The organism is bacterium (Candidatus Blackallbacteria) CG13_big_fil_rev_8_21_14_2_50_49_14 (assembly GCA_002783405.1).
Classification (GTDB): domain Bacteria; phylum Cyanobacteriota; class Sericytochromatia; order UBA7694; family UBA7694.
Map to the genome: position 1 here is coordinate 57,152 of PFGG01000009.1, position 25,105 is coordinate 82,256.

25 protein-coding genes are annotated in these 25,105 nt (G+C 49.6%); 13 read left to right on the forward strand and 12 right to left on the reverse strand.

Annotated features, from left to right (window positions below; genetic code table 11):
- The first annotated feature begins 126 nt into the window (after positions 1-126).
- Positions 127-987, forward strand: a complete 861-nt coding sequence (locus COW20_01835; GenBank protein PIW50668.1) for a hypothetical protein — start codon at positions 127-129, stop codon at positions 985-987.
- Here the strand turns inward: COW20_01835 and COW20_01840 are convergent.
- Genes COW20_01840 through COW20_01865 form a run of 6 tightly spaced genes read right to left on the reverse strand, consistent with a single transcriptional unit; the run spans position 984 to position 6,755 of the window.
- The gene (locus COW20_01840; GenBank protein ID PIW50692.1) at positions 984-1,544 is read right to left on the reverse strand and encodes a hypothetical protein; all 561 of its coding nucleotides are present in this window, start codon (positions 1,542-1,544) and stop codon (positions 984-986) included. The two genes, COW20_01835 and COW20_01840, sit on opposite strands and share 4 nt — an antisense overlap.
- Positions 1,545-1,557: 13 nt before the next feature.
- Complete coding sequence (locus tag COW20_01845) at positions 1,558-2,859, reverse strand: hypothetical protein (protein PIW50669.1); 1,302 nt, start codon at positions 2,857-2,859, stop codon at positions 1,558-1,560.
- Positions 2,860-2,871: 12 nt separating this feature from the next.
- Positions 2,872-3,885 carry a YeiH family putative sulfate export transporter gene (locus COW20_01850; protein ID PIW50670.1) on the reverse strand — a complete coding sequence of 338 codons (1,014 nt, stop codon included), beginning with the start codon at positions 3,883-3,885 and terminating at the stop codon, positions 2,872-2,874.
- Between the two features lie 2 nt (positions 3,886-3,887).
- A complete protein-coding gene (locus tag COW20_01855) occupies positions 3,888-4,322 on the reverse strand; it encodes a thioesterase (GenBank protein ID PIW50671.1) in 435 nt (144 codons plus the stop codon).
- 12 nt (positions 4,323-4,334) lie between these two features.
- Positions 4,335-5,486: a hypothetical protein gene (locus COW20_01860; GenBank protein PIW50672.1), complete on the reverse strand. Its 1,152-nt coding sequence runs from the start codon at positions 5,484-5,486 to the stop codon at positions 4,335-4,337.
- Positions 5,487-5,525: 39 nt separating this feature from the next.
- Positions 5,526-6,755 carry a threonine ammonia-lyase gene (locus COW20_01865; protein PIW50673.1) on the reverse strand — a complete coding sequence of 410 codons (1,230 nt, stop codon included), beginning with the start codon at positions 6,753-6,755 and terminating at the stop codon, positions 5,526-5,528.
- Positions 6,756-6,826: 71 nt separating this feature from the next.
- Between COW20_01865 and COW20_01870 the strand changes: the two genes are divergently transcribed.
- From COW20_01870 to COW20_01890, 5 genes are all read left to right on the forward strand, one after another.
- A complete protein-coding gene (locus tag COW20_01870) occupies positions 6,827-8,140 on the forward strand; it encodes a dicarboxylate/amino acid:cation symporter (GenBank protein PIW50674.1) in 1,314 nt (437 codons plus the stop codon).
- An 8-nt stretch (positions 8,141-8,148) separates the two neighbouring features.
- A complete protein-coding gene (locus tag COW20_01875) occupies positions 8,149-8,418 on the forward strand; it encodes a hypothetical protein (GenBank protein ID PIW50675.1) in 270 nt (89 codons plus the stop codon).
- Between the two features lie 177 nt (positions 8,419-8,595).
- Complete coding sequence (locus COW20_01880; protein ID PIW50676.1) at positions 8,596-9,393, forward strand: hypothetical protein; 798 nt, start codon at positions 8,596-8,598, stop codon at positions 9,391-9,393.
- 9 nt (positions 9,394-9,402) lie between these two features.
- Positions 9,403-10,389, forward strand: coding sequence for a hypothetical protein (locus tag COW20_01885; GenBank protein ID PIW50677.1), 987 nt, complete (start codon positions 9,403-9,405; stop codon positions 10,387-10,389).
- Positions 10,390-10,518: 129 nt separating this feature from the next.
- Positions 10,519-11,130: a PhnA domain protein gene (locus COW20_01890; protein PIW50678.1), complete on the forward strand. Its 612-nt coding sequence runs from the start codon at positions 10,519-10,521 to the stop codon at positions 11,128-11,130.
- Position 11,131: 1 nt separating this feature from the next.
- On the opposite strand, the gene COW20_01895 is transcribed toward COW20_01890, so the two are convergent.
- From COW20_01895 to COW20_01905, 3 genes are all read right to left on the reverse strand, one after another.
- Complete coding sequence (locus COW20_01895; protein PIW50679.1) at positions 11,132-12,379, reverse strand: hypothetical protein; 1,248 nt, start codon at positions 12,377-12,379, stop codon at positions 11,132-11,134.
- Positions 12,376-13,743 carry a cell division protein gene (locus COW20_01900; GenBank protein ID PIW50680.1) on the reverse strand — a complete coding sequence of 456 codons (1,368 nt, stop codon included), beginning with the start codon at positions 13,741-13,743 and terminating at the stop codon, positions 12,376-12,378. Before COW20_01900 ends, COW20_01895 begins: the two co-directional genes overlap by 4 nt.
- Before the next feature lie 65 nt (positions 13,744-13,808).
- A complete protein-coding gene (locus COW20_01905) occupies positions 13,809-14,987 on the reverse strand; it encodes a hypothetical protein (protein PIW50681.1) in 1,179 nt (392 codons plus the stop codon).
- Between the two features lie 170 nt (positions 14,988-15,157).
- On the opposite strand from COW20_01905, the gene COW20_01910 reads away from it, so the two are divergent.
- The 3 genes from COW20_01910 to COW20_01920 all read left to right on the forward strand — a co-directional run bounded on the left by COW20_01910 (position 15,158) and on the right by COW20_01920 (position 19,886).
- On the forward strand, positions 15,158-16,642 hold the full coding sequence (locus tag COW20_01910; GenBank protein ID PIW50682.1) for a citrate transporter: 1,485 nt from the start codon (positions 15,158-15,160) through the stop codon (positions 16,640-16,642).
- Between the two features lie 2 nt (positions 16,643-16,644).
- The gene (locus COW20_01915) at positions 16,645-18,792 is read left to right on the forward strand and encodes a hydantoinase (protein PIW50683.1); all 2,148 of its coding nucleotides are present in this window, start codon (positions 16,645-16,647) and stop codon (positions 18,790-18,792) included.
- Between the two features lie 134 nt (positions 18,793-18,926).
- Complete coding sequence (locus tag COW20_01920) at positions 18,927-19,886, forward strand: hypothetical protein (GenBank protein PIW50684.1); 960 nt, start codon at positions 18,927-18,929, stop codon at positions 19,884-19,886.
- Here COW20_01920 and COW20_01925 read toward each other — a convergent pair.
- A complete protein-coding gene (locus COW20_01925) occupies positions 19,883-21,454 on the reverse strand; it encodes a hypothetical protein (protein PIW50685.1) in 1,572 nt (523 codons plus the stop codon). The genes COW20_01920 and COW20_01925 overlap by 4 nt on opposite strands.
- A gap of 129 nt (positions 21,455-21,583) precedes the next feature.
- On the opposite strand from COW20_01925, the gene COW20_01930 reads away from it, so the two are divergent.
- Positions 21,584-22,078 carry a hypothetical protein gene (locus tag COW20_01930; GenBank protein PIW50686.1) on the forward strand — a complete coding sequence of 165 codons (495 nt, stop codon included), beginning with the start codon at positions 21,584-21,586 and terminating at the stop codon, positions 22,076-22,078.
- Between the two features lie 2 nt (positions 22,079-22,080).
- Here the strand turns inward: COW20_01930 and COW20_01935 are convergent, their stop codons facing one another.
- Positions 22,081-22,305, reverse strand: a complete 225-nt coding sequence (locus COW20_01935) for a hypothetical protein (protein PIW50687.1) — start codon at positions 22,303-22,305, stop codon at positions 22,081-22,083.
- A gap of 88 nt (positions 22,306-22,393) precedes the next feature.
- Here COW20_01935 and COW20_01940 point away from each other — a divergent pair, with 88 nt between their 5' ends.
- The 3 genes from COW20_01940 (at position 22,394) to msrB (ending at position 24,309) form a co-directional block, all read left to right on the forward strand.
- On the forward strand, positions 22,394-23,047 hold the full coding sequence (locus COW20_01940; protein PIW50688.1) for a hypothetical protein: 654 nt from the start codon (positions 22,394-22,396) through the stop codon (positions 23,045-23,047).
- An 81-nt stretch (positions 23,048-23,128) separates the two neighbouring features.
- Positions 23,129-23,896: a hypothetical protein gene (locus COW20_01945; GenBank protein PIW50689.1), complete on the forward strand. Its 768-nt coding sequence runs from the start codon at positions 23,129-23,131 to the stop codon at positions 23,894-23,896.
- An 8-nt stretch (positions 23,897-23,904) separates the two neighbouring features.
- Complete coding sequence (gene msrB, locus COW20_01950; GenBank protein ID PIW50690.1) at positions 23,905-24,309, forward strand: peptide-methionine (R)-S-oxide reductase; 405 nt, start codon at positions 23,905-23,907, stop codon at positions 24,307-24,309.
- On the opposite strand, the gene COW20_01955 is transcribed toward msrB, so the two are convergent.
- Positions 24,306-25,037, reverse strand: a complete 732-nt coding sequence (locus tag COW20_01955) for a hypothetical protein (GenBank protein PIW50691.1) — start codon at positions 25,035-25,037, stop codon at positions 24,306-24,308. The genes msrB and COW20_01955 overlap by 4 nt on opposite strands.
- Between the last annotated feature and the right edge of the window lie 68 nt (positions 25,038-25,105).

The window sequence follows — 25,105 nt, forward strand, 5'->3', positions numbered from 1 at the left end:
GGGAATTTTTCCAGGCAAAGCTGTTTAAGTTTGGGCTAAATCTTGCTCTTGAATTTGAGGCTTTGAATCTTAAGGGGGAATCTTGTATAGTAATTCAAGACTGCTGATTAATTTGAGGATGTGAACTTGAAACAGGCAATGCTTTGGGGTCTGGTTTTTTGCTTTCTTGCTGTGATTCAGCCTGTTTTTGCGCAGGTTGAAACCTCTGATGGCTCTGAACCTCAGCCGCTGGTACTTGAACCCCCTTCTTCCCTGCCTGAGGAAGCACACGAGCCCGTGATGCGAACCTATGTGCGTCTGGGCTATCAGATTGACCTTTTCGGTGAAAAACTGACCCTGCCCGATACCGATTTGGGAGAGATCACTGCGGGCGGCGTGGTTTACCACGAGCCCAGAATAGGCGGCATGTACCGCTTTAAAGAAGGCAACCTGAAAAATGCCTTTGTCTTTATGGACTATACCTTTCTGTCTCAACCCGTAAAAAACCAACGTACGGGTGAGCTTTATGGCCGGTATACGCATTTTTTAGATGCGGGAATTGGCTATTTCTTTAAATTGATGAAAGATCGGATTGAAATTGCTCCCTATTTGGGCATGTCTTCTCAATTCAATCTCAATGATCGCGTGCTCGAAGACAAGGCGATCTATTACCAGGTCAATCAGAACCGCTTGGGTTTTGGCCTGGGCACGCAATTGGCAGCACGCTTTGACGATACCTTGCCTTTTCCACTCTTTCTCTTTGTCAATCTGGCCGCTTATCCCCTCACCCCCGTGATGACCGATTCCACAACTGCAAATTTTCCCAGTAATATGAGCATTTTTCATTTGGGCTTTAGCTGGTATGGGCGGTTTTTGCCTTATCTCGGCGGTGAACTGGGTTTTCGCCAGCAGTTTCATTTGGGCAGTGGCGGCAATGCGGGTTTCAGTGCTTCCTGGAGTGAGTTTTTTGCCTGTATCCGCTTTGAACCGGAAATTTTTCTGCCTTAACCCGGCCAGAAAGTATCGGGCAGGGTATACACCGCAAATATCCGACAGGGGCCGGGTTCACAGTTCTTAAAAGCACCTGATTTAAGTAGATTTTTTGCGCTTTCAAGACTTTCTAAAAGACAAAAGGAATTCACCTGAATCTGATCGGCCATTTGGTTGCAGGAAAGGTAGGAACATTCTGGGCTGGTTTGACAGTTGAAAGAAACCAGGTCAAAACCTCTTAGCTGTTTTTGTTGGGGAACCTGGAGCTCTGTTTTAAAGCTGGGCTCAGGCGCAAAACTTTCCCAGACTCCCGTTTCTGTGTTTGCTTGCAGAGGATAGGCCTCATAGTAAAACAGGGTGGTCTCGGTCAAATCGATGGCCTGTGCCTGCGCCAGGTCTTTGATGATTTTGGGTGAATCAAAAAACCACCAGCCATTGTGCTGCCAATAGGGGATAAAATCTGCAAAGTTTGGAGACAGACACGGGCTGACGGAATAAATCTCCGTCACCCGTGTTGTTTTCAGCCAGTCGGGCCGCAACAGCACCCGTTTGGCCATATAGCCGATGGGGATCAGGTTCTGGGCCAAATTAAGCCGAGAGCCGCATTTTGCGGAAATGGTAGGACATCATCAGGGCCGAACCAATCGCCAGCAGCGAAAAGGCCGCCAGAATGGCGAAGACCTGAGACCAGCCCAGGATATCGGAGAGCAGACCTGCGCCCCAGGTGGCCAAAGCCCCCCCGATATAGCCCACCCCATCGATCAGGCCCGTGCAGGAACCAGCCCCTTTAGAGCCCGCAATGTCCAAAGTCAGTGCTCCGCTCGACATGGAATAGGGCCCCAGCAGAAAAAAGCCACTCAGGCCCAGCATGATCACGATCAGCAAATGCCCACTTGCGCCGCTTCCTGCCATCAAGGTAATCACCAGCAAGCTGAAAAACAGCCCGATCAACATGACGGCCATGGCTTTGGCGCGGTCGCCATTGGGGGCAAATTTATCGGTATACCAACCCAAGAGGACAGTGCCAATACAACCCAGAAAGGGAAATACCGCCGATTGAAAAATGGCGGTTGAAGAACTCATGCCAATATCCACCAAAAATTTGGGTGTCCAGAAAAAGAAAATCGAGCGCAGAAAAGTGGTAATAAAAGAGTAAATCAAAAGGTGCCGAAAGACCGGCATTTTCAGCAGGGTCAGAATAATCTCAGTCACTTTGAGTTCTGCTTGATCGTCGAATTTGGCCAGCGATTTTTTAGAGGGGTCTTCAGAATGAAAGGAGGCACCGGGAATCACATCGGAAGGGGTTTCTTTGGAGGCATAAAAGGACCAGATCCACACCCCGCAGACCACGGCCGCAGGGTAAATAAAGAGTTTGTCCCAGCTGTGCCCCTGACTGACCAGATATCCCGCAAAGAGTGTGGCCACCACACCGCCGAACTGAAAATTGAGGCTGATCCAGCCCATCACGGTGCCATTTTTTTCAGGCTCATACCAGGCGCCAATCGTTTTGGCGATCCCGCCCCAGCCCATCGAGAGAAAGTAGCGGCAAATGCACCAAATCACAATGAAGTAGATTAGCGTTGAGCCAAAGGCAAAGAGCAGATTGCAGACTATAGCGCCTGCCATGCCCAAAAGAAAAATCTTTTTGCCGCCGATTTTATCGCCCAACGGGCCATTGATAAATTTGCCAATCGCATAGGCAATTTCAGAAGTGGCGGCAATCAGGCCCAATTCTGCATTGCTGTAATGAAAAACCTGGCTCATGAGCGGAAAGGCTGCAGAGAGATTTTGGCGGATCAGGTAATAGCCGACATAGCCAAAAAGCATCACCATAAAGGTCGAGGTGCGCCAGGCTTTGAGGCGTTCGAGTTGAGCGGCAGACAATTCCATAAAAACTCCCTTTTAAACTGAAGGATAGAGCAGGTTCAGCAGAGAAAGGCTCAGCAAAGAGATGAACAGAGATGCTGCCAGTCCCAGCCAGAGGGGTTTTAAGCCCGTTGCCCGGAGCTTGTCCAGACGGGTTTCAATTCCCAAGGCTGCCATGGAGACGGTCAAGAGCCATTGATCAACTTCGATCAGGCCCTGTACCCATTCTTTGGGCAAAACCTGCAGAGAATTCAGACCAATCATAACAACAAAAAGCAAGACAAACCAGGGCAGGGGGATTTTTTTCAGGCTGGCCTGCGCCGTCTGCATTCTTCCCTTGAAGCTCCAGGCCAAAAGCCCCAAGCTGACAGGCACCAGGAAAACCACCCGTGTCATTTTTACCAGGGTGGCAAGTTTTCCACTTTGTTCGCCATGGGCAAAACCCGCAGCCACGACTTGGGCCACCTCATGGATCGAGGAGCCCACCCACAGACCATAGCTTTGCAAGGATAAATGAAGCAGCATCTGCAGCAGGGGATAGGAAACCATGGCCAGGGTGCCGAAGAGGGTAATTCCTGCCACGGCATAGGCCACATCCTGTTCTTCGGCTTCGATCATGGCATCGGTCGCAACAATCGCCGAGGCACCACAGATCGAGGTCCCAGAGGCCATCAGGAGGGTCAGTTTGGGGTTGAGCCCCATTTTCTTTCCCAGCCAGAGGGTAAAACCAAAACAGGCAGCCACACAGAGCGTTACCAAGAACAGACCTTGCCAACCCATGCTCTGAATTTGGCCCAGGCTGATTTTAAAACCCAAGAGGATAATACCCAAACGCAGTAGTTTCTTAAGAGCAAAGGTTAAACCGGGTTTGGTGGTTGCTGGCAGAGGGCGTAGATTGCCCAGCACAAAGCCGATTGCGATGGCGAGCATGAGCGGGCTGAGGGGGATCAGTTTCTGTAAACTGGGCCAGTGGGCCAGCCAAAGCGCAAGCAAAGCAACAAGGATAGCCAGCCCCAATCCAGGGGTGTGGCGACGTATACTGATCAGCATTTTCAAGCGGTGGGCAGCTGAATCACCGCGATCGTCAATCGGCTGATACAGACCAATTTATCCGCCTGGTCACGGATTCTGATTTCCCAAACCTGGGTGGTTCTGCCCAGGTGCAAAGGGCTGACGCGCCCGATCACCCATCCGTCTCTCACGCCGCGCAAATGGTTGGCATTGATTTCTACCCCCACCACCGCTTGTTTTTCGCGATCCACACAGAGGGAGCCCGCTATACTGCCCAGGGTTTCTGCCAAGAGCACAGAAGCTCCCCCATGCAGAAGACCTGCCGGTTGGTGGGTGCGCTGATCGACGGGCATGCGGGCCTCGATCCAGTCTGTGCCTGTGCTGATCACTTCAATGCCCAAAGATTCTGCCGCTGTATTTTGCATCCAGCGGTTGATTTCCTTGAGCTTAACTTGACTGAAGTCGGGTGTTTTCATGGGCTTTCCTTTTCAATGGGAGTAATGCTGACTGAGATAGGCATAGACATTGCGCATGAGTGGGATATAACAACGCCAGAAAAAATCAATCTGTTCAGGATTGGGGCTGTCTAAGGGCCAATTCTTGAACCAGGTCTGGCGACCTGACCAGCTAGGGCTGCCCAAATCCAGGGCGCTGTCGGAAGCGTCGCCTGCCAGATAAAGTCGTAAACTGGGGGTTTCAGTTAAGACAATCGCCGGAAACTGCGCCGGAATTCCCTCTTTTTTCAGCAAGGCATGACCCTGATCGGTCAAATTCAAACGATATTCTGCCAAAACCTGACTGCCGGGTTGAACTTTCAGAATATCAAACCAATAATAAAAGGGGACCTCATCGCCAAAGTCTTTCATAAAAGGGTGATGGGAGGCTTTGTAAATTCGCAGCCCCTCAGGTAAAACCTCTTTTCCAAACTCCAGCACGACCACCCGGCTGTTTTCGTTTACCAAAAGATAGCCTGGCCCTTTAAAGTTCCATTCTGAACCCGACTGTTGTTTCCAATTGCGCCGTGCCCAGGCCGGAATTTCAGTGGGGTGTTCAAGCTTTTCAAAATAACGGCCACTCCACTCTGTCCAATTTAGATTGAGGAGCTTTTCCAGGCGTTTGCGGGCTGCACCACGGGTAGGGGAGGCAAAGGTATTGAATTCTGCAATCAAGGCCTTGCCCTGGTTGAGAAAGTTTTCAATCAGATCGACTTCCTGATCGTCTAAGCCCCCATACAGTTTGCGACTGTAATCGGGTGCTTTTTCACGTTTGGCTTCAGCCTCGTCTTGGCTATACACCCCATAGCTGTCAGCAATAAAGAGTAAATCTTTGTCCTTTAAGGCCTCTGCTTTCAGCTTTTCGCCAAAGCCAGGTTTTTTTGTAACAGGGTTTTCAGGGGTATAGCCCAAATAATCTGTTTCTTTGACCCAGGTAGGGTGTTCAGGATGGGGAATTTTAAAATGGTTTAAGCTCCAGATCAAGGCTGCATGCTCACGATAACTGCGATCAGGTACCGTTTTATCGAGAATTAAAAGTTTGAGCGGATGCGTTGGCTGAAAGGCCCAGTTGAGCCAGGGAAGACTGAACAAAAGGGCCAGTACCAGCAAGCCAATGGGAATTCGGTATTTTCGTAAGGTGGACATGCTTTCAGAATACTGGAGCCCGTCGGGCTTGTCTATTGATTATAGCCGTTGAACGTGATAACCCTTGTCTTCCAGTGCGGCAACGATTTCGCTGGCATGGGTATGGTCGCGGGTTTCAATCTCAACTTCTATTTCTGTGGTGCCCAAGGGGATATCTGAGCGAAAACGGGCGTGTTCAATATGCAGAACATTGGATTTTTGCAGAGCGAGCAAGTTCAGTACTTTTTTCAGCGAACCTGGAGAATCGGCGATCAGGGTTTTAAAGGTTAAAAAGCGCCCGCCGCGCATCATGCCTTTGTTGATAATCGAGTCCAGCAGTTTGACATCAATATTGCCTCCACTCAAGACCACCAGCGTGGGGCCCTGGGAAGCGATTTTTCCGCTCAGCAGGGCCGCCAGACCGGCTACCCCTGCCCCTTCAGCAATCAGATGCTTGTATTGAATGGCGAAATAAAGGGCATCACTCAATTCTTCTTCACTGACCAGGACCATTTCATCGACATACTGGCGAAGCACTTCAAAATTGCGTTGCGCGGGTTTTTTGATTGCGATTCCATCGGCGATGGTGGGGGCTGAAGGGGCCAGAATCAGTTTTTTACGCTGAAAAGATTGATAAAGTGAAGAGGAGGCCCGGGCCTGAACACCGATCAGACGAATCGAGGGTTTGAGCTGTTTGAGTGCCAGGGCGATGCCTGAGAGCAGGCCTCCCCCTCCGACAGGAACCACGACTGTTTCTACCTCTGGTACCTGCTGAAAGATTTCCAAACCACAGGTGCCCTGCCCGGCAATAATATCATCGTCATCAAAGGGGCTGATAAAGGTAACTGGGTTTTGTTCCAGCCATTCCATGGCGTGTTCACGGGTTTCATCAAAACTTTTGCCAATGCAGATCACTTCTGCGCCATAATTGCGGGTGGCTTGTACCTTTGCCAGGGGCGCATCTGCGGGCATGAAGATCGTGCTGTTGATTCCCGTTAAACTTCCTGCCAAAGCTACGCCTTGGGCATGATTGCCCGCCGAAATGGCCATCACTTGTTTAACTTGACCACTTTCAGCCAGTTGATTGAGTTTGTAAAAGGCACCCCGAATTTTAAACGAGCCTGTGCGCTGCAAATTTTCGAGCTTGAGCCAGACCGGTACCCCGATTTTTTGGCTGAGCCGGGTCGATTCCAAAACCGGTGTAACCCTTGCCACTGGGCGAATCAGGCTATCAGCCAGCTGTATCGTATCAAGATTGACCTGACAAATCATCTTCTGACCGCCTTTCATCTCAGTCTGCCCGATTTGGGTTTATGGCTGCATTATCGTATCATACAGCAGAAAAGTAAACAGGAAACTTCATGAAATCTATTCCCCTGCACACCCGTATATTCATTGGCATGTTAGTTGGCATACTCGCTGGGGCGCTTGTGCAATTTATGGGCCTGAGCCCGGATACTGTTGCTCTCTTGGTGGCCTGGATAAAGCCCGTGGGGGATTTATTCCTGCGCATGATTTTCATGCTCGTGATTCCGCTTTTGCTCTCCGCCCTGATTTTGGGGGTGGCCGAATTGGGAAACCTGCAAAAAATCGGCCGAATTGGGCTCAAAACTTTGGTTTACAGTTTGGTTGCTTCTGCCATTTCGGTGGTGGTGGGGCTGAGTTTGTTTAATTTGATCCACCCTGCGCAGGGGATCAAAGCTTCAGATCGTCAGTTTTTGCTGCAAAAATTTGCAAGCACGGCAGCAGGTATTCAGGAAAAAGCGCAAGCCATTCCAGAGCGCAGTTTAACTGAAACCTTGGTCTCGTTGGTGCCGAAAAACCCCGTAGAGGATATGGCCCGAGCCTTTGACCCCAGCTATAGCGGAGGCGGCTTGTTGGCCGTGATGTTTTTTGCGGTGATTCTGGGGCTTGCGCTTTCTGCCTCAGAGCCCGCCAAAGTACAACCCGTCAAAGATTTCTTGGAAGGGGTGTATGAAATGGTGATGAAGGGAATTGGCTTTGGCATGGGCCTGGCTCCCTTTGGCGTAGCTTCACTTCTGTTTGTACTGGTATCGAATTTGGGTTTGGGAATCTTGCAGTTGCTGCTGCAATATGTGGGCGTGGTGCTGCTCGCTTTGGTGATTCAACAATTTGGGGTTTATTCCCTGATCCTGAAAATGGCAGGGTATTCTCCCCTGAAATTTTTTAAAGGTATCCGTGAAGTCATGCTAACTGCTTTTTCAACCAGTTCCAGCAATGCCACACTGCCAACGGCTTTGCGTGTGACCCAGGAAGAACTCATGATGCCGCCCGATATTTCCCGTTTTGTTTTGACCGTGGGCAGTACCGGCAATCAAAATGGCACGGCGCTTTTTGAGGGCATTACGATTCTTTTTTTGGCAGAGTGTTTTGGGGTTCACCTCAGTCTAATGCAGCAGATTTTGGTGGTGATGCTGTCGATTTTGGCGGGGGTGGGAACGGCTGGGGTTCCAGGCGGGTCTTTGCCTCTGATTGTCAGTATTCTGATCTCTTTGGGCGTACCGGGTGAGAGCATTGCCATGATCTATGGGGTGGATCGTCTTTTGGATATGTCGCGTACGGTTTTAAATGTGACAGGAGATATTACGGCCGTTGTGGTTGTCAGCCGCTTAGAGGGTCGCTTACCTTCCTCAGAAGCGCCTTTTCAAACTTGAAGTCTGCCATGTACTACGTCTATATTCTGCGCTGTGCGGATCAAACGCTTTATACCGGTTTAACCACAGATCCTGAGCGTCGGCTTCAAGAGCACAATCTGGGTGGCCCACGGGGGGCACGCTATACCCGTTCCCGCCTGCCTGTGGTGCAAGTCTGGCTTAGCCAGGCTTTGCCTGACCGCCGCACAGCGGCGCAATTGGAATGTCGCCTGAAAAAAATGAGCAGACAGCAGAAATGGACTTGGATTCACGCAGAAGCAGGAGATTATTCGATTTAAATATTATTTATATTTAAGTATTGTTTATCAAGTTTTTTGTTTTGGTTAAGAATATGGTATTTAGGGCTTTAAAAGTAAAAATTAGATTAACATTGTGTTTTTAAATCTTTAGTCTGGGTATTCACGTGCAGGAAAGAGGGGATATGCGCCTTATCTCATTCGAGGAGTCAACCCACCATGTCTACAGCGCTTTCTTCTGATTTTTCGGTCTTTCAGTATCAATCCCGCCCAGAATGGCTGATTCGCCCTGATGTTCCTCAAGCAAAAGCGACAGAACCCCCTGTTTTGCTGGCCCCCAAACAGATTTTTAACCCGCCGCCCTTGGCCAAGGCCCAAGCGCAACTGGCCTTTTTGGAAGAATCAGTGCAAGCGCCGAGTTTTGCTGAAATTTATGCGGGCCGGATCCTGACGTCAGGAGAAGAGGGTGAAAGTGTAAAAACCGTTCAGAAGCTTTTAACCCAGGTGGGTTTTGGCGTTGCTTCAACCGGTATTTATGGCAAGACAACAGCTGACCAAGTGAAAGCCTTTCAAAAGGCATGGGAAATTCAAACCAACGGCGTCGTCGGCCCGACGACGCTCAAGGCTTTAGAAAAAGCACAGACTGAAGGCTCTCCTTTGGCCAAAAGAATTGCCAAGGAAGCCGAAAAGATTGCTTCTGCCCGTGGAACGGTGGGGCAATGCTATAATGCTGTAGCTGAAGCGATTGAAAATCAGGTGCCCGCCTTTCTTTCGGGAATGCATGCCTGGATGGCGGCTGAACAACTGGCTGCACACCCTCGCTTTCGCGAAGTTTCTGTGCCCCATGATTTAAGCAAATTAAAGCCCGGAACCATCGTCGTTTGGGCGAAGGGAAACAGTCCCAGTGGCCATATTTCAGTCTGTCTTGGCAAAGGCCTTGAGGCCAGTGACCATCTTGCCCCACAAATGCAATCACATTACGGTGGGGGCAAGGCGCGCGCCTTTGAACCCCAATAAACGCTTTCCATGCTGCCTTTTTTAGTTCTGCGCAATGGCCAGGAAATTCACAACCGGTTTGAACCCACCGGGCGTGAATTACTGGTTCTTTTGCCTGGATTGGCGCGGACACATCGCGCCTGGTTGGATTTGGGGCTTGCCCTTTCTCAACGCTTTGATATTCTCTGTTTCGATTGGCCTGGGGCGGGGATTGCTGAAAATGAAAAAATATCCTGGCAAGTGCCCGTTTTGGCGGAACGTATCCGCGAGGTGCTCTGGGCGCTCAAGCACCCCTCTGTTTTTTTAGTGGGACACAGTTTAGGCGCCTTGGTGGCCATTGAACTGAGCCAGCGCCTGCCCCGAGAAGTCTTGCGTGGTTTGGTTCTGCTTGCACCTGGGCATGCCGGCACAGGGCTGGCCCGACTGAGCCGTGACGGGTTCTTGAGATTGGCGAAAGCCTTGGGCGCAAAGCCCGATAAACGTCTGCAAACCGTTCTTTATCTTTTGGGCAGCAAGACCGCATCAGGCCAGAATCTGGCGGAGACAGAACCCTTGCTCTACCAACGCTGGCGTGCCAATCTTGAACAGGATTTAAAAGCCTATGGGGCGCGTAATATTTTGGGGCAAATCATGGCTTATTTGGGGTATACCTCTCGCAGGGCCTTGCGCCATATTCAACAGTATCAAGTGCCTGTTCGTCTGCTCATTCCGCTTGAGGATCATTTGAATGCCCCTCAACACGCACGCCGTCTAGAAGCTGCTTTGCGGCATCCCCAGGTTTCTGTGATCGAGCTTTTGCGGGCCGGGCACGATATGCTGCCGACCCATGCCGCACAGATTGAAGATATCATTACCCAATTTGTGCTCAATCAGGATCATTTCAGGGTTTTGCCGATCCAACCTCTGCCCCGCACAAAGCCCAGTCTGCAGGTTATTCGACAGCGGGTTTCAACTGGAATGGGGCTGGTTGCTGTCGGATTTTTACTTTTGGGGTGGTTGTTCCGGCGTCGCAGATAGCAGCAGTGCAAGTTTGCCGTTCAACTGCTTGAGCGTTGAGGGGCGTTTCTCCCCCAAATCAGGTCTTGCTATGCTAGGCTGAGTTTACCTGTCCAAAAGAGGGCATGAGGTGTAAATTCAGAGGTAAATATGGCCAGTAAACGAGAAATTCATGAAGCCCGTAAAGCTGAACTCCAGGCTTTTGGCAAAGATTTAGCAAAGCGCGCAAAGTCCCGTTGTGAAATCTGTCAGGCCAGCACTTCGCTTGAGATCTATGAGGTTCCACCTGTAAAAGATCCTGAGTTTGAAAAATGCGTGATGATTTGTGAGACCTGTCTTGAGCAACTTGAAAATCCTGAAGCAATTGAGCCCAACCATTGGCGTTGTTTGAATGAGGCTGTTTGGAGTGAAACTCCAGCCGTACAGGTTTTGGCCTGGCGACAATTGCAAAATTTACAGGAGCAGGGTTGGGCCCAGGATCTGCTCGAACAGGTGTATCTGGACGAGGCTGTACTGGAGTGGGCTCAGGCGATATCGGGTGGAAATGCCCTGATTTTTCGAGATAGCAATGGAACGCCTCTTGCAGAGGGGGATACGGTTAGCCTGATCAAAGATTTGGATGTGAAAGGAACCTCTTTTGTTGCCAAACGGGGAACCACTGTAAAAAATATTCGCCTGACAGATAATTCTGAGCACGTAGAAGGCCGGATCAACAATACCACCCTGGTTTTAAAAACCTGTTTTTTGAAAAAGGTCAATTGATCTAGCGCCAGGGCAATAGGTTGGCTGTCCAGGAGAAGCCCACCCAACCAAGTAGGAAGGCCAAAAGCAATACGGTAGCGACTGAGCTAAGATGAAACGCCCAGGCTCCCAAACCCAGGCCTCCCAATACTGCCAAAAGTATTGAATAATAACTGAGAAATTGGCGTGAACGGGTGTCTGAGGCAGCAAAGCTTCCTGCCACAGGAATCATCATGGCCAGGCTGTAACCAGCCGCTCCGATCAGGAGCCAGGATTTCATGAAAATGCCAGCCACGCCAAGCAGTAGTCCCAGACAGATTTGAGATCCCAACCAATTACTTGCGACTACTTGGTCTTGGCTGAGTGCCAAGCGCCCGTAGCGATTCAGACGCAGAACCAGATTAAACAGGGGATCTGCCAACCAGGTCAGGAGCACAAACCCCAAATACAGAAGCACCAGGCTGCCACCGACCAGGGGATGTGAGGCCGGTGGAAAAATAAAGCGCAGCAGACGCAGCCCCAAAAGCAGGCCAATCATCACAAAAAACTGGTTGCGACGTCTTAAACGGCCCATCATAAAAAAATATTTGAGCATCAGACGATAGAGCAAATAGCGGGCCTTTAGGGCTTCTACCAGGCCTTCCCGCGCCCAATCCAGATTGGGATCCAAGTTCAAGGCTTCTTGAAAGGCTTCAAGGGCTGCTTCATTCTGACCCCTTTCAAGCAAAGTCCAACCCCGATTGGCATGGGTTATCGCATTGTCAGGCTCCTGATGCAGGGCTGAATCCAACCCTGCTAAGGCAGCATCTCCCTTGCCCAGTTTGATCAGGGCCATACTGCGTAAATTGCTGCTGACGACGTGTTCAGGTTCAAGACTCAGGCCCTGTTCTGCACAGTTAAGCGCTTCCTGCCAGCGGCTTTCCTGTAAATACAGGCTGCCCAGGAGCGCAAAATAGTCAGGATCACTGGGATTTTGGCTGATGGCTTCCTGGATCACCTCGCGGGCTGCAATCAGCTTGCCCTGACGGCCCAGCACTGTTGCCAGAATATAGCGGCACCAAGGCGAATCGGGGGCCAGTGCGACTGCCGTATGGGCGGCAGGAAGGGCTTCTTCAAGTTTGTCCTGTTCAGACAGGCAAAGCGCCAGAAGGGCATGTACAATTGGTTCCTCTGGGCTGTGAAACAGACTCTCTCGCAATTCCTGCTCGGCTTGGCGGTAGCGGGATTGTTGAATCAGCAAATGGATCCGATCAAAAGAGGGGCGAATCACAGCTTCAGATATTCCAGCACATCGTCATAAAAGCCACTTTGATTGGCATACAGTGCGTAATTGCGGGCACTGGTTAGCCATTCCTTGACGGTTGAGCGGGTTTGCTTCAGGGCTGTCAGTAAATCTTTCTGGCGCAGGGGAGTTGGGGTTCCTGTTTTGATCGCTTCGCGCAGACGGGTTTCAATCGCCCGATCGACCAAGGCTTTGAGGTCTGCGCCTGAAAAACCCTCAGTTTTTTTGGCGAGTTCAGAAGCGTTGATTTTTTCAATAGGTTTACCTGCCAAAAGCAGATTTAAAATCGCTTCACGGCTTTCAAGATCGGGAGGAGGAACAAACAAGACCCTGTCAAAGCGGCCGGGACGGCGGAAAGCTGTGTCGAGATGCCAGGGCGCATTGGTCGCAGCCAGAATCAGAACCCCTTCATTTTGAGCCTGAATGCCATCCAGTTCGGTTAAAAACTGGTTGATCAGGTGTCGGCCTGCGCTTTGACGCATATCGCTGCGACTGGCCCCCAAGGCGTCTACTTCATCAAAGAACAGAACACAGGGAGTGGCTTTGCGGGCTTGTTCAAAGATTTCATGCAGATTTTTTTCGCTTTGGCCTAGCCACATATCGAGAATATCGTTGATGCCCACTGAGAGAAACGAAGCCTGTACTTCACCTGCCGTGGCACGGGCCAAATGGGTTTTGCCACAGCCTGGCGGGCCATACATCAAGATTCCTCCCCCAGCAGACTTTCCATAGGCGGCATAGAGTTCAGGGTGTTTGAGGGGATGAATGATCTTGATTTCAATTTCTTCTTTGATCGTTTGCATGCCCCCAATATCTGAAAAATCCAAATCGGGTTTTTCCAACGGAAGGGGGCCTTGAACTGCATTAAAGTCTTGTGCCGGAACCTTTTCCAAGGGCAGTTCTGGGGGGGCTATTTCATAAAGTGTGGGCATTTCGTCTGGCGGTTCGTAAAAGGGGATCATGCTTTCCAGTTGGTTGTCCTGCAAACCGGGTTGCAGTTCACGGGCTTTGAGGTAGTGGTGGGTGGCTGCACCTATATCCCCTTTTTGCGCCATCAGGTGCGCGCTGAGTAGATACGCACCCACGGGGGGACGGGGCTCTGAGAGCAAGTCTTCAAGCAGAACTTGGGCTGCTGAACGTTTTTCCTGTTTAAAAAAAACTTCAGCCAAGGCCAAACGTATCGCCGGATCATGGCTTTGCAGACGCAGGGCCTGTCTGTACTCTGTTTCAGCCGCTTCCAAGTCGCCCTGGGCCATGAGGATATCTCCCAGATGTTTGCGTAAATGCGGGTTGTCGGGAGTGGCTTCTAGGGCTTTGCGTAAACTGGCGATCAGTTCCTGATCAAATGGCATGCCGATGGGCTCCTCTGTTCGAATATCTGTATTCTAGCCCAAGCTGGCTGGGCGACTCCAGAATATTAGGTGATTTTTTCAAGTTGCCAAATCCCATCCCAATCTTCGGGTGCGTTTTCGGGTAAGGTGTGCAAACGGCGGGCCAGTGTTTGGGCGACGGTGTCTTTGTGTAGATTGGGAGCCTGTAAACAGGCGCGTGCTTGCGGGAATTTACCTTGACGGTAGAGCGTTAAGGCTTGGTGGTAAGCGCTCAGAATGGAGTCTGAACCCGGTGCTTGGCTGTTTTCATCCCAGGCATAAATTTTGACGGGTTCTTCTTTGCCTGCAACCCTGACGGTATCGACTTCACGCAAAAAAGGGCGGGTACGTGAGGCTTCATGATAGAGTGCTTCGCTGATCATGATTTGTGTGCCGTATTCTTTATTGGTGTATTCCAGGCGAGAGGCCAAATTGACGGTGTCACCAAAAATATCAATGGCGGCTTCTTCATGCCTGAGGGTTATCTCGCCCATGTGCAGACCTACGCGCAAGCGAAGATGTGGATAATCTGGAATGGTTCGAAAGGCGCGCACGGCTTCCCAGGCAAAGGCCAGGGCCTGATCTGCGACACTCAAACCCCCTGCTGGCAGAGCATAGAGTCCAAAGGCACACATTAGGCCATCTCCCAATTGTTTAAGTGGCAAGCCACGATAGACCAAGATCCGGTCTTCGAGTTTTGATATTTCAGTTTGAATGGCTTGTGTAAAAGCCTTGCCTTCTTTTTCCGACAGCCGTGTTGAGTCAGCCAGGTCTAAAAACACGACAATGCACTGCTTGGCATATTCTTCCTGTAAGGGCGGAGCCCCCAGCACTTGAAAGGCTTGGTCTCCCAGTTGTAGCTGATCTCCCGCGCGAATTACGGCATGCAGCGTTTTGACCTGATTATGCAGAATTCCGTTGGTGGAATGTAAATCACGCATCCAGTAGTGTTTGCCAAATTTGTAAATGGCGAGATGGTAGCGTGAGACGGTTTTGGAATTGAGACTGAGGGTACAACCTGCATCACGCCCCAGCAGAACTGGTGCAAGGCCCAAAACATGGCGAAAACCCATTCCTTCAAGAAGCAGGCCTTCTTCTTCAAGCGGTTCTTCGTCAAATGATAAGCCCCCAATGATGGTTGCCTCTTCATCCCAATCTTGTGTATCGAGAGGAGATTGGGCCATATATTTTGCGAGGATGTCTGGGTTGAGTTTATCTGTATCCATACCAGATGGGTCTATGCTCTTAGAATTCTTAAAATTTAGGCAGTGGTGTTTCCTATTGTAGCTGATTCAAACCTATTTGTCTCTTTACGGAACCAGGGGCGCGAATTGTAATCCTGCGCATAGATCATTCTGAAAGAGTTGGGTATAATCCTTCAGAGATACAAAATTCTATGCAAACTCTTCAAATCATCCTGATATTTTTAAGCTTTGCAGGCATGACACTCTTAATGGTAACCCGTCTGATGCCTGCGCTTCTGGCGCTTCCCCTCTTGGCTGTCTTATTGGCCTTGGCTGGCGGCGTTCCCTTGCCCTATGTGCTTGAATATGTGGTGGGGGCCGGGCCAGCGAAGCTTTCTGGTGCCTATGTGGTGGCGATGTTTGGTGGCATGTTGGGGGCCATTCTGCAAAAAACCGGAGTGGCCGAAAATTTTATTAAAAAAGGTGCAGAATTATCAGGGGACAACCCCTGGTTGATTTCTGTCACCATGTTGAGCCTGATCATTCTACTTTTTACGACCCTGGGGGGCTTGGGGGCGATTATCATGGTCGCAACCATTGTTTTGCCCGTGCTGGTTTCAGTCGGGGTTGGGCCTTTGACAACCGTGGGCATTTTTCTCTTGGGAATTTCAATTGGCGGCACCCTGAATGTGGGCAATTGGGCCTTGTATACCGGTGCAATGGGCTTAAAGCCTGAGCAGGTTCGTCCCTTTGCCTTGATCATGTTTGCGATTGTTTTTTCGATCTCCTTGCTCTATATCACCCTGCAGCTCTGGCGGGATGGCCATGACCTGAATTGGAAAAAACTGGCCCGCAACAGTCTGCTGGTACTCGGTTGTGGCGCTGGGGGAACGGTTTTCTGGGGCATGGGCATGAGTGAGGCTTCACGTGCCCTGGTTATGCAAGGACTGGGTTACTGCATGTTGGGCCTGAAGTGGGTGGTGGGTATTTTGCTTTTGGCACTTTTGGGGCTGGTGATCAACCGTGCGATTCATGGTTTGAATAAGCGGGGCGAAGTTCACTGGAGTGCCTTTTTCTCTCCGATTTTGCCCCTGGTCTTGATTTTGCTCTATAACGTGAATTTTGTCGCTGCGTTTGTGATCGGTTTGCTTTATGCCTTTGCGTCTACCTGGCGCAAGGGGCATTTGAATGTGCTGATTCAATCCTGTCTTGAAGGGGCGGGCATGGTCATGCCGGCAGTGATTCTGATGTTTGGCATTGGCATGATTTTGATTGCGATCATGGGGCCTGGCGGTGATTTGCCCAAAGAAGTTTTTCCCAATGGCTGGCCTGTTCTCAGCCTGATTCAACCCTTGGTCAAAGCCGTAATTCCGACCCACCCCTTGGCCTATGTGCTGCTTTTTACCCTGATGGCACCTTTGGCGCTGTACCGCGGCCCGCTCAATCTGTGGGGCATGGGGTTTGGTCTGGCCACAGTTTTTCTGGCTTCAGGTCTGCCGCCTGCGGCTGTGATGGGGCTTTTGATGTCAGTGGGGCAGGTTCAGGGCATCAGTGACCCTACCAATACGCAAAATGTTTGGCTGGCCAATGAAATGCGTGTGGACGTACAAAAAGTGCTCTGGAATACCTTGCCCTATGCCTGGGGAGCAGCCAGTTTGGGCTTGATGGCCGCTGCTCTGCTCTATCTGCGGGGTTAAACATGCGCAAACTCAAAATTGGCATTGATGTGGGAGGAACCTTTACGCATGCAGTGGCCATTGATATTCACCAACATAGCCTGGTGGGTAAAGCCTGTGTTCCCACCACCCATGGCGCAGCAGAAGGGGTTGCCAAAGGCGTGGTTGATTCACTTCACAGTCTTTTGAAGGCCTCAGATATTGCCCCTGAAGAAGTCATCTTGATCGCGCATTCTACGACCCAGGCGACCAATGCTCTTTTAGAAGGGGATGTGGCCAAGGTGGGAATTATTGGCCTGGGTTCGGGCTTAGAAGGCCTGCGTGCTCGTCAGGAAACCCATTTAAATCAAATTGAACTCGCACCGGGTAAATTTTTACCCACCCATTTCCGTTTTATTGATACCGGCAAACAGGAACTGAATGACACCAGTATCCGGGCCTTGATTCGTGATTTGGCAGTTGAAGGCGCAGAAGTCTTTGTGGCTTCAGAGGCGTTTGGTGTGGATCAACCTGAGCGGGAAGATCGGATTGTTCAGATTGCTGAAAGTATGGGGTTTTTAGCCACTGCCGCCAGTCGTATTTCACGTCTCTATGGTTTGCGGGTGCGCACACGTACCGCTGTACTCAACGCCAGTATGATGCCCAAAATGCTGGAAACCGCCAATATGACAGAAAAAGCCATACGTGAAAGTGGCATTCAGGCTCCGCTGATGGTGATGCGCTCCGATGGCGGCATTATGGATATTGCCGAAATGCGTAAGCGCCCGATCTTAACCATGCTCTCAGGTCCTGCTGCGGGTGTAGCTGCAGCCTTGATGTTTGCAAGAGTTTCAGATGGTATTTTTATTGAAGTGGGCGGCACCTCGAGTGACATCTCCGTGATTCGCAATGGCAAACCCCAAATCAAGTCTGCGCAAATCGCAGGCCAAAGACTCTATGTGCAAACCCTTGACGTACGTACCCTGGGGATCGCCGGAGGCTCCATTCCCCGTATCAAACATCAAACGGTGCATGATGTAGGGCCTCGAAGCGCGCATATCGCTGCCTTGGCCTATCCCGCCTATGCCCAAAATCCAGATTTCAGCCTCTTGGAAATAGAGCTGATTCAGCCCAAATCTGGTGACCCTTCAGATTATCTGGTGCTCAAACGGGGCGAAGAGCGTTATACCCTCACCCCTACCGAGGCCTCGTGGTATCTGAAGCTTGTCAAGGAGGCGGGGCATGGTGAAGCCAATCAAGCGGCTGTGAATTCAGTGATCGAGACCCTGGCTCAAAAATGGGGAATCTCGGGAGAAGCCTTGGCCCGGTCTATTTTGAGCCATGCCGCAGAAAAAATTCGCCCGGTTTTAAAACAACTGATGCGTGAATACAAATTGACGCCTGCTTTAACCCAATTGGTGGGAGGGGGTGGAGGTGCCTCTGCTTTGGTTCCTTTTACAGCCCAAGCCATGCAATTGCCTCACTTTATTGCAGAGCATGCAGAGGTTATCTCTGCGATTGGCGCTGCTTTGGGAATGATTCGTGACTCAGTCGAGCGAAATTTACTCAATCCCAGCAACGAAGAGATTCTCAGCCTGCGTCAACAGGCGCTGGACTCTGTGGTTGCAATGGGGGCAATTCCTGAAACCGTTGAGGTTTCGATTGAAATTGACAGTCAAAATCGCAAAGTCAGAGCGATTGCCATGGGCTCAAGCGATATGCGCAGCCGTGAAGCAGAAGCGAAAATTCTTTCAGAACAAGAACTGATCGAAAAGGTGGCCCAAGCCCTTCAGGTTCAACCTCAGGAAATTCAAAACTACGGTGCTTCACGCCATTTGTATGCCATGGGCCAAGCCTGGGAAGACAAGCGTCTGTTTGGGCTTTATAAGCGCAATACCCATCGGATCCGTGTGGTCGACAATGAAGGTACGATCCGCCTGCAATTGCAGGATGCTCAGGTTTTTTCCCTCAGTCTGGCCCAGGTGGTGGGGCAAATACGTACGGTACTTGAAGAAATGACAAGTTACGGTGATGCGGGGGGGCTTTTGCCGGATCTGTATCTTTTGGCTGGGCCACGCATTATCGATCTCAGTGGTTTGCTGAATGAGGGCCAGATTCTTGCCTTGTTTGAAATTGAAACCCGGAGCTTTTCACCTGACGAAGCCTGTGTGCTTTTGGCTTCTGGAAAATAATTCCTACTTTTTTATCTGATTTTTTGAGCTTCCCATGATCGGCTGTCTTGACGGTTCTTCTCTGTGCCTTTATGCTGATGAAATGACATATGTCAAAGATATGTCAAAGTCAGACGGAATGAAGGTAAATAAAAATGCCGACAACTCTTGAATTCTCAGCAGAAACCCCCCGATATTCGGTAAAACAAGCAGCTGAACTGACAGGTCTGAGCTTAAATCAAGTTCGTCTTTGGGAAAGACGCTACCAACTGATCGATCCGCAACGTGCAGAAAATGGATACCGTCTTTACTCGCAGGATGACCTGGATATTTTGAAATATGCCTTGCGCGAAACGCAGCGCGGTGTAACGATTCAGGTCGTTTCCGAACAGGTCCGCGCCCACCGAGCCCAAATTATTGAAAAAGCGCGCCAAAAGAAAAAATCGCAACCCGTGAAAGTCAATCCTGATGATGCCTTTCTCGTTCCCAATCTTGAGCAGTTGATTCAGGCTGTTCAGGATGCCGATGCTGTCAAGTTTGAGCGTATGCTGGTTCAGGCCCAGGCGGGTCAAAGCTTTGCGAATGCATTGCGAACAGTTGACCTGCCTGTCTTGGCACGCATTGGAGAGTTAACTATACTGGGAGCTGTCAATATTGCAGCTTCGCATTTGGCCTCTGCGATTATCCGCCGCAGAATTCTTTCGCATTTGCAAAATCTGGGGGTTTATGAGCATGCCCAACCCGTTCTTTTGGCCTGTGTGCCAAATGAATACCATGAGATTGGTTTGCTCTGTGCCATGATGGAATTAACCCAACGCATGATCCCCACTCTTTATTTCGGTGCCAATTTGCCCCATTCCGAACTCGAATTATATGCTCAAAAATCAAAACCTTCAGCGATTGTTTTGTCTGTGGTGGCTCCTTTGCGTGACCGTGAAGCGCAGCACCTGGTGGAGCGCTTACAGGCCGGTTTGGTTAAGCATTTTCCAGTCGCGGTTGGGGGCTATGAAGCTGAAAAAAGACGCCATTTGTTTGAAGCCAGCGGTATCAAAGTTTTTAAAAATATTGAAGAGCTGCTCAAGTGGCGGGTGATCCGCCAACTGGGAAAAGCTTAAGCTGTTTCTGCTTGGCTTTCAGCAGCAGGGCCTTCGGACGCTTTGCGCAGGCTTTCGTAGCGCCCACCCACAAACCAGGCTTCATAGAGCCAATAAACGAGAATTATCAAGGCACAGAGTAAATAGACCTGGTCCATGCGTGCTTCTGGTTGACCCAGAAACAGTACCATGATTCCCATCAGGCTTAATTTTAAGACTGAAGCTGTCACGTCTCCCAAGCGCATGATAGGCCCTTCGATTAAGGGCTTGAGCTTAAACCGTGCCTCATTGTCGGTTTGGGTATAGAGCAATTCTTTGGACGTTCGGTAGAGAGAATAATTTAGGGCATAGGTCGAGGTCAGCATCCATTCCAGGGTGAGGAGTTCAATCGGGAAAAACATGGCAAGACAAACCGTTCCAAATAAAATGGGCAGCAGCAGCATGACCCAGCGTAAACCGATCCATTTATACAGCGGACGGGCCGCAACAAAGAGTAAAAAGACCCCAATAAAGCCTTGGTTTTTATAGATCTTAGACAGCAATTCACGCGTGCGGCTTTCAAGATTGTTCTGGAAATTTTTTTGATCGCTTAAGATCTTCTGGGCAGAAAGCTTCACATTTTCTTGTTTGAGGAAAGCCGAAACGGTCTTCAACTTATCCGAATCGGAGCTGTGTTTCAGTTCTCGAATGAATTGGTAGCCCTCTGGATTCAGGCTTTGACCTGGCAGTTTTTGAACCCGGTTCAAAGCCTGATTCAATTCCTGAAAATCGACCAGGTATTGTTGTTGAGACAATTGAGAATCAATCAGCTTCAGCCCTTGAAATTCCAAGACCGTATTCAGAACTGCCAGCGCAAAAACCATGGTGGCAATGGCGCGGATATAGCGGTGTTGCCAGAGGTGAAGCACATCTGTCCAGAATGGACTTTTTGAGGGGACTTTTTTTTCTTTTTTTGACTCGCTTGCAGTCTCTGAAACGTTGATGGCCCGGTACATGAACAAAAGCGAAAGGCCCATTAAGAGCGCTGAAATAAACAGGCTATAGCCCGTATAGCTACTGCTGGCCAGCCATTCTGAAACCATCGACCCGATGATTCCGCCTGCTGCCGCGCCGATCGAGACAAAGCCAAAGCAGCGTTCTGCTGATTCTGAGTGGTAGAGGGAATTGATGCAGCCCCATAAGACAGCGTTGCAGAGCAAAAAATAAACAGCAGCCCAGAGATAAAAGAGCAGACTGGCGAGTTTGCCACCTTTGGGCAAACTCAGTAAAAAACAGATTTTGAGCCCCATCATCAAGGCAAAGGTATAACCGATTAAGCGATAGGTATTGATACGATCATAGAAAAAATTAAAGGCCTTGGTCAGGCCAAATGAGAGCAGTGCAATCAGCAAAAAGAAAACAGGCATTAAATTGGGGTCAAATTCTTTTAAAAATTGAGAAGAACGCAGGGGCTTGACCAAATAATAAGATGCCAATAAAAAAAACAAAGCAGCAAAACTAAAGAGTGATTTTGCTCTTTCACCTGAGCGTGCGCCAGTCAGTAAGGTAAAGATACGTTGAAAAAGCGGTTCTTGGATAGCGGCTTGCATCTTTCTATCTTACCAGATGCTTTCATCCGTCCCAATCCGGGCAAGCAGAGAATTTAAAGCCCTTTCGCAAGTTTCTTCAAGAATCGGTTATACTAATGGAAATGTCTGAATAATGGGGTTCTCACGTCTATGTTGCTTTTTAGCCAGGAATCGCGGCAGGTAGAAAGCCAGCGACTGTTTCAAAAAGCCTATGCCAGTCAGATGAAGGGAGATTTGGCCTCCGCGATTCAATTGTATAAGCGCTCAATTTCAGTTTTTCCAACTGCGGAGGCGCATACTTTTTTGGGCTGGACCTATAGTTTTCAGGAACGCTACTATGAAGCGATTGATGAATGCCTGCGCGCAATCGAGCTGGATCCAGATTATGGCAATCCCTATAATGATATTGGTTCCTATCTGATTGAACTCAATCAGCTCAAAGATTCTGTCCCTTGGTTTCAAAAAGCGCTTCAGGCCTCTCGTTATGCCAGCAAGGTCTTTCCTTGGTTTAATCTGGGGCGCGTTGCGGAATGGAGCTATGATCATCTGCAGGCACGGGATTGTTATGCCCGTGCCATGGAAATTGATCCCTCCTATTTACCGGCCTGGGAGGCCTATGTTCGGGTTTGCGCAGTGCTGAACTGAGCCTAATCACTCGAAAAGTCGAGCCGTATCTGCGGCGGTGTAATCTGAAAGTCCTGTAGTTTTTCTACCAGTTTATTGAGCTGGATTGATTTTTCAACAATTCCTTCGAGCAGGTCTTCGCGCTTAAATTGCATTGCATAGGCAATCAGCTCTTTCAGCATTTCAGGGTCGTTGCAACCTGCGATCAGGGCTTCAAGATTTTCTTCGTTTATTTCTTCTGGGGTCATGAACTGCAATATTGCTCCTTCACATACAGACCTTCTCTCAGGTATGCTTGGTTAATATTGTAACCCCAGTCTTAAATAAAGATCAGTGATGAATTCGTACCAACCCACACTTATCCGACCCACTCAATCTGTCCATCCCCTGAAGGCCTGGGAAAATCGACTCATGAAGCGATGTTCCGATATCTTGATTGCCTCTCTGGCCCTTGTCTTGCTTTGGCCTTTGCTGCTCTTTATTGCTGTTTTGGTTCGCCTGACAACGCCAGGGCCCGCTATTTATAAGCAGGAGCGCATTTCTTTGGCTGGAAAATCCTTTCGCATGTATAAGTTTCGTACCATGCCCGTCGATACAGAGGCGAAAAGCGGCCCGATTTGGGCTACCGCCCATGACCCGCGTCCAACCCCTTTGGGAGGCGTCTTGCGTCGCTCCAGCCTGGATGAATTGCCCCAACTTTTCAATGTGCTGGAAGGCAGCATGAGTTTTGTTGGGCCTCGGCCAGAACGGCCTTATTTTGTTGAAAAGTTTTCCCAGGAAATTCCTGGCTATGCCGATCGGCATCAGGTCAAAGCAGGTATGACGGGTTTGGCTCAAATTAAAGGACTGCGTGGAGATACTTCGATCGAAGCGCGGGTCAGCCATGATCTTGAATATATTGAAAATTGGTCATTGAAATTGGACCTGCAGATTGTCTTGCGCAGCTTTTGGGTGATTGTTGCTGATTTTATTCAAAAAAAAGCATATTGATTTTAGCCCTTGTATATCTTGAACCCTGTGTTACCCTGAGAATGTCCCGTCTAGAACGGTGCGAAAGCAGAGGTAAAAGGTATGTTTGATAAATTCCTTTCAAAAGTAGGCATTGGTGCGGCTAAAGTGGATACGGTGCTGAATTCCCCAGAAGTGATGCGGGGTGAATTTCTCACTGGTGAAATCCGTATGACAGGTGGAAAATCTGCTCAAAAGATCAATCAGGTCTATCTTGAGCTCTATACTCACTATTTCTATCTTAACCCCAGCTCAGGAGAGGAAATGAGTACCTCCTATGTTTTGCACCGTTTGAACATCGCAGAGGCCTTTACACTTGAAGCAGGCGAAGAAGCCGTTTGGGATTTTGAAATCGAAGTGCCCCTGTTTACGCCCATTACCATGGACTTTGACAATGTCTGGCTCAAAACAGGTTTGGATGTGTCTTGGGCCTGGGACCCCAAAGACAATGACCTGGTCAAGGTATTGGCCGATCCCGCTTCTGATCGGATCTTGGCTGCAGCAGAGGATTTGGGTTTTCAGCACGCAGGGGACAGTGGCCAATGCTTTCAAATGGAAAATCCCTATGGTGCGCCTTTTATTCAGAGTTTTGTTTTCCAAGGCACGGGTCGTTTGGGGGGATTGGTTGAAGAACTTGAAATTCTCTTGGCGGCTGATGCCGAACAAGCAGAAGCGATGGTTGTGATTGATAAACGCAACCGAGGCTTTGGGGGCTGGGTTGCCGATTCCATGGGGCAAGATAAGCGCCAACTGACCTTTAATCTGGGGCATGATCAGGAATTTACGCCTGAGGATCTTGAAGGTATTATCCGAGAAGCGGTGGGAATGTAAAGACTGAGATGTCAAAATTAAACAAATCTGAACAGGAATGGCAATCGGAACTGACGCCAGAGCAATACCGGGTCTTGCGTCAGAAAGGGACTGAGCGTCCTTTTACGGGTGAATACTGGGATTTTACACAGTCAGGAACCTACCACTGCCGGGGCTGCGGAGAACCCTTGTTTGAGTCTCAAACCAAGTTTGACGCAGGTTGTGGCTGGCCCAGTTTTTTTCAACCTTTGCAATCTGAAGCGATTGAGGAAGAACGTGATACCAGCCATGGAATGCTAAGAACTGAAGTGCATTGTGCCAAATGCAATGGGCATTTGGGGCATGTCTTTGAAGATGGCCCCCAACCCACTGGTTTGCGCTACTGCATCAATTCGGTCTCGATTCAATTCCAGTCAGAAGCGAACCAAGCCTAGTCATAGGCTTTCTGTATCCGCTCCTTATGCTCTTTGCGTTTGGCTTTGCGGGCCTGACGGAATATCAGAGGTGGAACCAAAACCAGCAGTACAATGCCAATCAGAATCGCAATCTGCGTTTTTGAGATTTTGGTATCTAAAAGGATTGTGGTGCCATATCCGCAGATAAAAGAAAAAGGGATCAGTCCAATCAGATTTGCAAAAATAAAATGTCGCAGTTTGATGGCTGTAAAGGCACAGGCAAAATTCAAGAGGTTAAAGGGCAGAATGGCGATTGTTCGCATCAGCAATAAATAGTAAAACCCGTCTTTTTCAAGCCTTCGGTTGAGGTTTTCCCAACGTGGGTTGCCTGTTTGTTTGCGAATCATTTTTTGACCCACGATGCGTGAGGCGCCATACACGGCGAGCGCAGCCAAAGTGCCGCCCAAGACACTCCAAAGCGTTCCCCAGGCCACGCCAAATAAAAGGGCGCCCACGCCACACATCAAAGAATAGGGAATCACCATTAAGAGCATGGAGACCACAAAAAGTCCCATAAAAACCAGCGGTGCCCAGATACCAAAGGGTGTTAACCAGGCCTGGATCTGTTTTTGATTGAAAAAACTTCCCAATTCATAGCGTTTAAACAGAATAATCAGAACGATCAGGATGCCAGCAATGGCCAGCCAGCGCAAGGGGTATTTGATTCTTTGCCAAAAACTGGGTTGGGTCGGATCAAAGATCGGCATGTCTGCTGGCAAAGGACCTGTTCGGTGGTTTTGACGCGGGGGTTTAGGAGGCGGGGGTGCTTTCCGCA